This window comes from Arthrobacter sp. UYNi723 (assembly GCF_054057635.1).
The window spans coordinates 71964-82544 of record NZ_JBSRZM010000022.1; the positions used below are offsets into that span (position 1 = coordinate 71964).

The window sequence follows — 10581 nt, forward strand, 5'->3', positions numbered from 1 at the left end:
CGGACAAAAACCCGGGTAGGGCGGTCGTGGGAAGATTGTTGGCGTGGCCCACATAGACATTTCCGGTATTGACTACTTCCTCTCCGACGGCACCCAGCTGCTCAACGGCGTGACTTTCAAGGTCCCGGACGGTACCAAAACCGCCCTGATCGGCCCCAACGGCACGGGCAAGACCACCCTCTTCCGGATCATTTCCGGCGACCTCGTACCGGACGAAGGTGTGATCGGGCGCTCCGGAAACATGGGCATCATGCGCCAGTTCGTGGGCCAGGTCCGGGACGATTCCACCGTCCGAGATCTGCTGGTATCCGCCGCTCCGCCGGCCCTGGCCGCCGCGGCCAGGGAGGTGGACGAGGCCGAGCTCGCGATGGTGGAGCACGACGACGAGCCCAGCCAGATGCGGTACGCGCAGGCCATCGTGGACTGGGGAGATGCCGGCGGTTATGACGTGGAGACTGTCTGGGACGAGGTCTGCATGGCCGCCCTGGGACTGCCCTTTGACCGCGCACAGCACCGCCCGGCGTCGAGCCTTTCCGGCGGCGAGCAGAAGCGGCTGGTGCTGGAGGCCCTGTTCGCGGGACCTGACCAACTCCTGCTCCTGGACGAACCGGACAACTACCTCGATGTGCCCGGCAAGCGCTGGCTTGAGGACAAGCTCAACGAGTCCAAAAAGACTGTCTTCTTCATCAGCCACGACCGCGAGCTGCTCAACAATGCCGCCGGACGCATCGTGACCCTCGAACCGGGCATCAACGGCGCAGGTGCCTGGGTGCACGGCGGCGGCTTCGGCTCCTACGTCGACGCCCGCGCCGACCGAAACGCCCGCTTCGAAGAGCTCCGCAAGCGCTGGGACGAGGAGCACGTGAAGCTCAAGGAACTCGTCAACATGTACAAGAACAAGGCGGCATTCCGCTCCGATATGGCCAACCGCTACCAGGCCGCCCAGACGCGCCTGGCCAAGTTCCTCGAGGCCGGCCCGCCGGAAGCATTGCCGATCGAGCAGAACGTGCGCATGCGCCTGAAGGGCGGCCGGACCGCCAAGCGGGCCGTTGTGGCAGAGAAACTGGAACTGACCGGGCTGATGAAGCCGTTCTCCACCGAGGTGTGGTTCGGTGACCGCGTGGGTGTGCTCGGCTCCAACGGCTCCGGCAAGAGCCACTTCCTGCGCCTGCTCGCCACGGGCGGGACGGACCCGGAACGGGAGCACCTCCCCGTGTCCGACGTCGATATTGCTGAAGTGCCGCACGAGGGGACCGTGAAACTCGGCGCCCGTATCCGGCCCGGCTTCTTCGCCCAGACCCACGTCCGGCCCGACCTCCTAGGCAAGACCCTGCTGGAGATCCTGCACCGCGGCGACGAGCACCGGTCCGGCCTGGGCCGCGAGGCAGCCGCCGGCGCATTGGACGGCTACGGCCTGGCGTCGCAGTCGGAGCAGAAGTACGAGTCCCTCTCCGGCGGCCAGCAGGCACGGTTCCAGATCCTGCTGCTGCAGCTCTCCGGCGCCACGCTCCTCCTGCTGGATGAGCCCACCGACAACCTGGACCTGCATTCGGCCGAGGCCCTGGAAAAGGCCATCGACCACTTCGAGGGAACCGTCCTGGCAGTCACCCACGACCGCTGGTTCGCCCGCACCTTCGACCGGTTCCTGGTGTTCGGTTCCGACGGCCGCGTCTACGAATCCGCCGAGCCCGTGTGGGACGAAAAGCGGGTTGAGCGCGCCCGCTGACGCTCTCTCACTTCCTGCAGGTTTAAGGCAGACGCTCTCTCACCGAGTGAGAGAGCGTCTGCCTTTTTTATGCTGTAAGTGAGAGAGCGTTGGGTGGTGCTCCGCGCATATGATCAAAAATTGCTATCATATGAGCATGAAGACTGAAGAGCGGCACCGCCTGATCGGGGAGCTGCTTCGCCACCAGGCCGAGGTCTCGGTGGAAGAGCTGACCCAGGCGTGCGACGCATCGGGCGCCACCATCCGGCGGGACCTTGAGCTGCTCGCATCGCATGGTGTGCTGCGCAGGGTCCACGGCGGTGCCAGGAGCCTCATTGCCGGCGGCGAAAACCCGGGCTACGGCCAGCGCGAACTCGAAGACCAGGCCGTGAAGGCCAGGATCGCCGTCGCCGTGGCAGGCCTGCTGGGAGATCGCGAACACGTGTGGCTGGACAGCGGCACCACAGCCACCGAAATTGCCCGCGTCCTCCGCGGGCGCGAACTGACGCTGATGCCCATGTCCATGCGCGCCCTGACGACGGTGACCGACGACGACCCGCACGCCGGCCAACGTCCTGCCCTGCTGCTCCCGGGCGGAAGCCTGATTCCCGGCGAGCTATCCTTCCGCGGCCCGCTCGCGGAAGCCAACATCCGGTCCCTGCGCTTCGACACGGCGGTGGTCACCCCCTGCGCCCTGAACCTCAGGGACGGTCTCCTGGCCCATGATTTGGAAGATGCCGCGGTGAAGCGGGCCGGACTCGAATCGGCGGCGCGGGTGATTGTTGCCTGCGCCGGTGCCAAATGGAATGCCACCGCGATGGCCCTGGTTGCCCCCTTGGACGCGGTGAACGTGATAGTTACGGACAAAGACCTGAGTGCGGACGAACTCGCACACCTCAACAAGCTCTCGGTGGAAGTAGTCAAAGCATGAGCATCAACACCAGCACGACGGCCGGACCGTCCCTCAGGGCAGCAGCAGCCGCCACCTTTGTGGTCTTTGGAATCAACGGCTTCGTTTTTGCCAGCTGGGCCGCCAGGATCCCCGCCGTCACTGAGACGCTGCACCTGACCTCCGGCCAGATGGGCACGCTTCTGCTGTGCATCGCCGTCGGCTCCCTGCTCGCCCTTCCGACGGCGGGACTTGTGGTGGGGAAGATCGGCACCGCCAATGCCGTGCGCGCAGGCGGTCTGCTGTCAGCGCTGGCCGGGGTGGGCATCGCTTTTTCCCTGTCGGCGGAATCGATCCCGGGCACTGCCGTTTCGCTGTTCTTCTTCGGCATTGGCGTCGGGTTGTGGGACGTTTCCCAAAATATTGAAGGAGCCGACGTCGAGCACAAGCTTCGGCGCACCATCATGCCGCAGTTCCATGCGGCCTTCAGCGGCGGGGCCTTTGTGGGGGCACTGATCGGTGCGGGCCTCTCAACACTCGGTATTGGCCTGCCGTTGCACCTGCTGGTCATCGCCGGTGTAGTAGTGGTGGTAGCCCTCGTGGCGCCCCGCTATTTCCTCCCCCACGCGGCCCAGGCCGCTCCGGTCGAGGGTGAACCGACGGCTGTGAAGGGGCCATCGGCCTGGCGTGACGGCCGCACCCTGCTGATCGGCGTTGTGGTCCTGGGTGCAACCCTCACCGAAGGCGCCGGAAACGACTGGATCGCCAAGGCCACTGTTGACGGCCTGGGCAGTTCGGAATCCACCGGTGCCCTGATGTTCGCCTTGTTTGTCCTGGCAATGACGGCGATGCGGCTCTTCGGCGGCCGCGTGATCGACACCTACGGCCGCGTCGTAGTGCTCCGGGCCAGCATGGCCGCGGCCACGGCGGGTCTGTGCCTGTTTGTGCTCGCGGGGAACATCTGGCTGGCCGGGGTTGGTGCTGCGCTGTGGGGCGTTGGCTCCGCGCTGGCCTTCCCCATGGGAATGTCAGCGGCCGCCGACGACCCGAAGCATGCGGCCTCCAGGGTTTCGGTTGTATCCACCCTGGGGTATGTTTCCTTCCTCGCCGGCCCGCCGTTGCTGGGCTACCTGGGCGACCTCACGGGAATCCATCTGGCACTCCTCGCGATCCTCGCCCCGATCCTGGTGGCCCTGCTCCTCGCCGGCGCCGCGAGGCCCCTGCCCTCCAAGCCACAGTCCTCCGCGCCCCAGTCCTCCGCGCCCCAGTCCTCCAAGTAGGGGAACCCCACCGGTTATAGGGTGGGGAGATGTACAGAGTGTGGCGCAATGGACCGGGCTGGATCAGCCGCATGGACCGGCACCTGGTCCGCGGCGTGTCGTCGTTCCCGGGTGGAAACCACGATGAGTTCTTCCGCCGCATTTCGGCCTCCGCCACCCACGGCAAACTGTGGATCGGGGCAGCGGCGATCATGGCCGCCTTCCCCGGCAAGCCCCGCCGGGCCGCCCTGCACGGGCTGATCGCCCAAGCGGTGGCATCGGCGGTGACCAACGTGGTGTTCAAGACCCTGTTGCCGCGGGCACGCCCGCTCCCTGAACACCTGCCGGTTTTCCGGTTCGTCCATCCGCAACCCACCAGCTCATCCATGCCATCGGGGCATTCGGCCTCCGCCATCGCCTTCGCGCTCGGCGCCGGGCTGGTCAAGCCGGTTGTCGGTGCGGCACTTGCGCCGGCGGCACTGGGGGTGGCCTACTCCCGCGTCCACACGGGGGCCCACTGGCCATCGGATGTGTTCTTCGGTTCGGCGATCGGCGCAGGGGCGGCGCTGGTGACCCGTAAGTGGTGGCCCGTCCGCCCACCATTTCCCGGAGTATCGCGCACCGCAACCCAGGCCCCGGAGCTGCCGGGCGGTGAAGGTCTCAGCATCGTGGTGAATACCCTCGGCGGCTCCTTCACGGAACAAACGGCAGGCGCACTCCAGGAAGTATTCCCGAAGGCGCATATAAAAACGGTAGCGCTGGGAGAGAGCCTGGAGGAGGCCGTCCAGGCCACCGCCTCCCGCCCGGACACCCGTGCCCTGGGCGTGTGGGGCGGCGACGGAACCGTTGGCACCGCGGCTGCGGCCGCCGTCGAACTTTCCCTTCCCCTGCTGGTGCTCCCCGGCGGAACACTCAACCACTTCGCCCGGGACACGGGGACTGCCAACCTCAAGGACGCTGTGGCAGCCGCGGCCGCGGGTGAAGCCGCGCGGGCCGACGTCGGTGTTGTGACCGTGGAGCGCGGGCTGGCGGGCAACCCGGAAACAGCTGACCTGGTCATGCTGAACACGGCAAGCATCGGTCTGTACCCCAACCTGGTCCGGCGGAGGGAGCAACTCCAGCCGGCTCTCGGCAAACCGCTGGCCGGCGTGGTGGCAATGTTCCGGACCTTCGCCGCGGGAACACCCACCACCCTGACCGTGGACGGCGTCCGGCACAAACTCTGGATCGCGTACATCGGACGCGGGCGCTACTACCCCCGGGACCACGCGCCCCTGTCGCGGCCCGTGCTGGACGATGGTGTCCTGGATGTCCGCATGATCACCGCCGACGAATCCTTTGCCCGGCTCCGGCTCCTGTGGTCGGTGCTGACCGGCACGGTGGCGACGTCCCGGATCACGCATCTGCGGGAGGCTACCGAGGTCCGGATTGAGTCGGAGGGCTCCCCCCTGGCACTGGCGGTCGACGGCGAGGCGCTGGCGGGCGTGCGCAGCGTCCGGATCCGGGTGGAACCGCGTGCCTTGACCTACTACTCGCCCCGCGCCTAAGGCGCCTGCGCCCCCTGAGGGGACCCCTGATCATCCGTGCGGACTACCCTGATTCGACCCTGAATCATCCCTGAGACAGGCTAAATCCCGCCGAGCCGTCGGTACCGTGGGGCGTACACACGAAAACTTCCCCGCATCCCGCAGCCACCAGGCTGCTGTTCTAAGGAACCTTTCCATGATTGAGGCAACAGGCCTGTCAAAGGTCTACGGCAGCAAAACGGCGGTTGACGGCGTCAGCTTCACCGTCAAAGCAGGGCAGGTAACGGGCTTCCTGGGCCCGAACGGTGCCGGCAAATCCACCACCATGCGCATGATCATGGGACTGGACCGGCCGACGTCGGGCACGGTCACCGTCAACGGCCTGCACTACGCCGATCACAAGGCCCCCCTGCACCAGGTGGGTGCGCTGCTGGACGCCAAGGCAGTCCACACCAGCCGCAGCGCCTACAACCACCTGCGGGCCATGGCGGCGACGCACAACATTCCCACGTCCCGGGTACATGAAGTCATCGAGATGACCGGCCTGGAGGCAGTGGCGCGGAAGAAGGCAGGCGGCTTCTCGCTGGGCATGGGGCAGCGCCTGGGCATTGCCAACGCGCTCCTTGGCGACCCGCAGACGCTGATCCTGGACGAGCCGGTCAACGGCCTCGATCCGGAAGGTGTGTTGTGGGTCCGTAACCTGGTCCGCTACCTCGCCGGGCAGGGCAAGACCGTCTTCCTGTCCTCACACCTCATGAGCGAAATGGCCCAGACGGCAGACCACCTGATCGTGATCGGCCGCGGCAAAATCATCGCGGACGCCCCCGTGCAGGACATCATTGCGGGCACCCGTCAGGTCAAGACCCTGGTCCGCACGTCCGCAGCCACCCAGCTGTCAGCCCTGCTGTCCGGCGATGGCGTGACCGTGGACCAGGGCCAGACCGAAACCCTGGAAGTGACAGGCCTGGACGCACGCCAGATCGCCCAGGTGGCACTGGACAACCGGGTGCTCGTCTACGAACTCACCCCGCAGCAATCGTCTCTGGAAGACGCCTACTTCGACCTCACCAAGGACGAAGTGGAATACCACTCACACCTGACCGGTGGACCCGCCGGCGAGTTCGCCCCGGAAATCGCCCCGGCAACGGCAGGAAAGTAAGGACGATGACCACCATGACTGATACCCAAACTTCCCGGGTCCGTTCCACCGCTGGTACCAAGGGCGTGACGTTCGCCGGTGTGCTGCGGTCCGAATGGATCAAGCTGTTCTCCCTGATGTCCACCCGCATCCTGCTGCTCCTGACCCTTGCGGCGATTATCGGCGTCGGGGCCCTTGCCGTCCTGATCCGGTTCTCCTTCCTGGACGAAATGGCCCGGCAGGCCAGGGACCAGGGCCAGGCCCTGACGCCGGAAATGATGTCCGAGACCTTCCCGCCAGGATCAGGCTTTGACCTGTACAACCTGCCCAATGCAGGCCTGCAGATCGGCATCCTGGTGCTGGGCTCGCTGGCTGTCCTGTTCATTTCCTCCGAGTACGCCACGGGAATGATCCGTTCCACCATGAACGCCGTCCCGCGCCGCACACCGGCCTTCGTGGCCAAGGCGATCCTGCTCGCCGTGATCTCCTACGTCATCACCACCATCGCCGCCGTGGCCACGTTCCTGATCGCCATGCCGGTCTTCCAGGGACTGGGCTTGGACCTGGACTGGTCCACGGAGGGCGTGCTGTACAGCGTCTTCACGGGCGGCCTCTACGTTGCCGGGGTGGCCCTGATCGGCCTGTCGCTCGGAGCACTGCTGCGCAACTCCGCGGGCGGCATCACCGTGCTGGTGGGCCTGTTCTTCGTCCTGTCCATTGCGGCGAGCTTTATGACCTTCATCCCCGGTGACTTCTGGAAGTACGTGCCCCAGTACCTCCCCAGCGACGCCGGCGGACGGTTCCTGTCCATTGGCCACACCGACGGGGTCATCGATCCCTGGCAGGGCGGCCTGATATTCCTGGGCTACGTTCTGCTGTTCCTGGTCCCGGCCATGATCGTGCTCAAGAAACGCGACGTCTAGGCGGACACTGGGCTCAGAGCATGAATGAAGCGGCACTCGTGAGGGACGCGCCGGCCGGACAGGCCGACGCGTCCCTTGCCGAGATCACGGCCAAGCGCCGCGGCAGGCTCCGGCGCTACCTTTACCAGCGTCCCCGGATGATGGACGGTGTGGTGGTGTTCAGCTACGCGCTTCTGGTGGCGCCGACCGTGGTGGACGCGATCATGTCCGGCGCCTGGCTGGCGGCGGCGCTCCTCTTCGTGGTCGCCGGGGCCCTGTTCTTCCGGCGCTCCCACCCCGTGGCGTTGGCTGCCTTCGTCGCGGTGATGGAAGTGGCCGTCACGCTGCTGCACCCGTGGGGCTCCAATGTCTCGGCGGGCCTGTGGTTCTCGCTGTACGCCGTGGCCGTGGTGCACACGCGCCGGTTCGCGCTGGTGGCCATGGCCGCCGCCACGGCGCCGCTGGCCCTGCTGTACCTGCTGGCCGCCGTTGGTCCCATGGAGAATTCCTTCGTCCATGATGCCGGCGGCAATCCCGGCGACTTCCACCTCCTGACCAGCATCGCCACCGGCGCCACCATCGCCCTGTCCAACGTCATCGCCACCGGGATCGGCATCTCCGTGCGGCAGCGGCGGGAGCACGAGCAGGAGATCGCCGCGTGGGTGGCGCGGACGGCCAGCCTGGCGTCCGTCAACGAACGCAACCGGATCGCCCGCGAAATGCACGACGTCGTGGCGCACTCACTGACGGTGATGGTCAGCCTCTCCGATGGCGCCGCCGTCGTGGTCCGGAAAAGCCCCGACCGCGCCGGCGAGGTGCTTGGTGAACTGTCGCGGACCGGCCGGACCGCGCTGGCCGACATGCGGCGTGTCCTGGGCGTCCTTCGGGACGACGCCGGCAGGACGGCGCCACGGCAGCCCCTCGCTTCCGGCGACAGCCTGGCCAAGCTCCTGGAAGGCTTCCGCACCGCGGGCCTGCCGCTGCACTACTCGCACACCGGCCCCGCGCTGCCCGACGACGCGGCCTTCCAGCTGACGGTTTACCGGATAGTTCAGGAGTCGCTGACCAATGTACTCCGCTACGGCCGGTCGCTGGGACGCGTGGACGTGGGCATCGTCCGGGCCGGATCCACGGTCACCATTGAAGTGCTCGACGACGGCGCGGGAGTCCCGGGCCCAGGCACCTCCGACGGCGGCGGGCCGGGTTCAGGACTCCCAGGCTCCGGCGTCGGGCCCGGTTCCGGCCAGGGGCTGGCGGGGATGGCCGAACGGGCGCGCATCTACGCGGGCACCGTGGTGGCCGGGCGGCGCGGCCGCGGCTGGCGCGTGTGTGCCGTCCTGAGGTGGCCGGCCGACGAGCCCGCGGAACCCCACACCCGTCCATCTCAACTTCAAGGCACACGTGACTGATACCCAACTGATAACCGTCCTGCTGGTTGATGACCAGCCGCTGCTGAGAATGGGGTTCCGCCTCATCCTCGAGGGCGAGGAAGACCTGCATATTGTGGGCGAGGCCTCCGACGGTGCCGAGGCGGTCCGGCTGGTCCGGGACCTCAACCCCGACGTGGTGCTGATGGACGTCCGGATGCCCGTGCTGGACGGTATCGAGGCAACCCGCGCCATCACGGCCTCCGGATCCTGCGCCCGGATCATCATCCTCACCACGTTCGATGTGGACGAATACGCATTCGCCGGGCTCCAGGCAGGCGCGTCCGCTTTCCTCCTCAAGGACGTGGCGCCGTCGGACCTGGTCAGCGCCGTCCGGGTGGTGGCCAGCGGGGATGCCGTGGTGGCCCCGCGTGTCACGCAACGGCTGCTGGAGACCTATGTCCGCGGCGCTGCCATGCCGGCCCCCTCCGCCGCACCGAGGGACCCCCTGCTCGAAGACCTCACCCCGCGCGAAACCGAAATGCTCGAAGCCATGGCGGAGGGCCTCTCCAACGCCGAAATCGCGCACCGGTATTTCCTGTCCGAAGCAACAGTGAAGACCCATGTCCGCCGGATCCTGACCAAGCTCCACCTGCGCGACCGGGTCCAGGCAGTGGTGTACGCCTACGAGACCGGCCTGGTGGTCCCGAGCAATCCGGATTACTGACGCTGGCGCGGCCTGCTGACGCACAGGTTCCGCACAGGAAGGGCCTATGCAGGGGATAGGCGGGACGCGTTGGATGGAGCCATGAGCAACCACCTTCCCCACCCCAACCACGACCGCGGCCTTGAATTTTGATCTGTCCACCATGATCAGCCGCCGTTCCCTCGGAATGTTGCTCGGCGCCGGCGGTGCGGCAGCCGCTTTGGCAGCTTGCACGCCCGGCGGGTCAGGCACCACAGCCGGGACGTCGACGTCGGCCGCCACTGCCACAGCCACCGCAAGCGCCGCCAGTACGGCGGCGACACCCACCGCCAGCCCCACGCTTACCCGGGCGATCGCGGAGTGCGGCGTGGAGATTCCGCAGGAAACTGCAGGTCCTTACCCCGGTGACGGCTCCAATGGCCCCAACGTCCTGGCAGCCTCCGGGGTGGTGCGGCAGGACATCACCTCAAGCTTCGGAACCGGGTCTGCTTCGGCTGAAGGCGTGCCGCTGACGTTCACCCTGACCCTGCTGGACAACGCCAACGGCTGTGTGCCCCTGGCCGGCGTGGCCGTTTACGCTTGGCACTGCGACCGGGACGGCAGGTACTCCATGTACGATTCCGGACTGGCAAACGAAAACTACCTCCGCGGCGTCCAGGAAGCGGACGCCAGCGGCCAGGTCACCTTCACGTCCATTTTCCCCGGAGCCTATCCCGGCCGCTGGCCGCACATCCACTTCGAGGTATTCGAGTCCATGAGCAACGCCACCGCCGCCGGACAGGTGCTGTCGGTATCGCAGATCGCCCTGACCAAGGCCGCCTGCGACGACGTCTACGCCACTCCCGGCTACGAGGCCAGCATCGCGAACATGAAGCGGACCACCCTGCAGTCGGACAATGTCTTCAGGAATGACGGCGGTATCTACCAGCTGGCCACCATGACCGGATCGGCTTCGGCCGGCTACACCGCCGGGCTCAATGTGACCATCTAGACTCAATGCAGTTTACTTAGCACGGGTGTGTTAATGTTTCGGCATGGCGCGTAGTGGATGGGTGACCCCGGAGGGTCCGGAGCGGTTGAGTGACCACG

General features: G+C 66.9%; 8 protein-coding genes and 1 pseudogene. All 9 read left to right on the top strand.

Translation table 11 applies throughout. From position 1 onward, the window contains the following. Positions 1 to 43: 43 nt before the first annotated feature. The 9 genes and pseudogenes from ACVWY0_RS16455 (at position 44) to ACVWY0_RS16495 (ending at position 10483) form a co-directional block, all read left to right on the top strand. On the top strand, positions 44 to 1726 hold the full coding sequence (locus ACVWY0_RS16455) for an ABC-F family ATP-binding cassette domain-containing protein (protein WP_248763443.1): 1683 nt from the start codon (positions 44 to 46) through the stop codon (positions 1724 to 1726). Between the two features lie 136 nt (positions 1727 to 1862). Beyond that, entirely contained in the window at positions 1863 to 2636 is a 774-nt protein-coding gene (locus ACVWY0_RS16460) for a DeoR/GlpR family DNA-binding transcription regulator (protein WP_485837624.1), read from the top strand. Beyond that, positions 2633 to 3874: an MFS transporter gene (locus tag ACVWY0_RS16465; RefSeq protein WP_485837625.1), complete on the top strand. Its 1242-nt coding sequence runs from the start codon at positions 2633 to 2635 to the stop codon at positions 3872 to 3874. The genes ACVWY0_RS16460 and ACVWY0_RS16465 overlap by 4 nt, the downstream gene beginning before the upstream one ends. Before the next feature lie 29 nt (positions 3875 to 3903). After that, positions 3904 to 5400 (top strand): phosphatase PAP2 family protein, encoded by a 1497-nt coding sequence (locus tag ACVWY0_RS16470; RefSeq protein WP_485837626.1) that lies wholly within the window; start codon positions 3904 to 3906, stop codon positions 5398 to 5400. A gap of 175 nt (positions 5401 to 5575) precedes the next feature. Continuing rightward, positions 5576 to 6538, top strand: a complete 963-nt coding sequence (locus ACVWY0_RS16475; protein WP_485837627.1) for an ABC transporter ATP-binding protein — start codon at positions 5576 to 5578, stop codon at positions 6536 to 6538. A 14-nt stretch (positions 6539 to 6552) separates the two neighbouring features. Further along, positions 6553 to 7440 carry an ABC transporter permease gene (locus ACVWY0_RS16480; RefSeq protein WP_485837628.1) on the top strand — a complete coding sequence of 296 codons (888 nt, stop codon included), beginning with the start codon at positions 6553 to 6555 and terminating at the stop codon, positions 7438 to 7440. A gap of 20 nt (positions 7441 to 7460) precedes the next feature. Further along, positions 7461 to 8828, top strand: a complete 1368-nt coding sequence (locus ACVWY0_RS16485; protein WP_485837629.1) for a sensor histidine kinase — start codon at positions 7461 to 7463, stop codon at positions 8826 to 8828. Continuing rightward, positions 8821 to 9513: a response regulator gene (locus tag ACVWY0_RS16490; protein WP_485837630.1), complete on the top strand. Its 693-nt coding sequence runs from the start codon at positions 8821 to 8823 to the stop codon at positions 9511 to 9513. The genes ACVWY0_RS16485 and ACVWY0_RS16490 overlap by 8 nt, the downstream gene beginning before the upstream one ends. Positions 9514 to 9594: 81 nt before the next feature. Continuing rightward, a pseudogene (locus ACVWY0_RS16495) lies at positions 9595 to 10483 on the top strand (intradiol ring-cleavage dioxygenase). Positions 10484 to 10581 lie beyond the last annotated feature (98 nt).

Bases quoted from the DNA above. Each gene is read 5' to 3' on its own strand.
- ACVWY0_RS16465 (WP_485837625.1), top strand. From the start codon at position 2,633: ATGAGCATCAACACCAGCACGACGGCCGGACCGTCCCTCAGGGCAGCA.
- ACVWY0_RS16480 (WP_485837628.1), top strand. From the start codon at position 6,553: ATGACTGATACCCAAACTTCCCGGGTCCGTTCCACCGCTGGTACCAAG.
- ACVWY0_RS16470 (WP_485837626.1), top strand. From the start codon at position 3,904: ATGTACAGAGTGTGGCGCAATGGACCGGGCTGGATCAGCCGCATGGAC.
- ACVWY0_RS16475 (WP_485837627.1), top strand. From the start codon at position 5,576: ATGATTGAGGCAACAGGCCTGTCAAAGGTCTACGGCAGCAAAACGGCG.
- ACVWY0_RS16460 (WP_485837624.1), top strand. From the start codon at position 1,863: ATGAAGACTGAAGAGCGGCACCGCCTGATCGGGGAGCTGCTTCGCCAC.
- ACVWY0_RS16485 (WP_485837629.1), top strand. From the start codon at position 7,461: ATGAATGAAGCGGCACTCGTGAGGGACGCGCCGGCCGGACAGGCCGAC.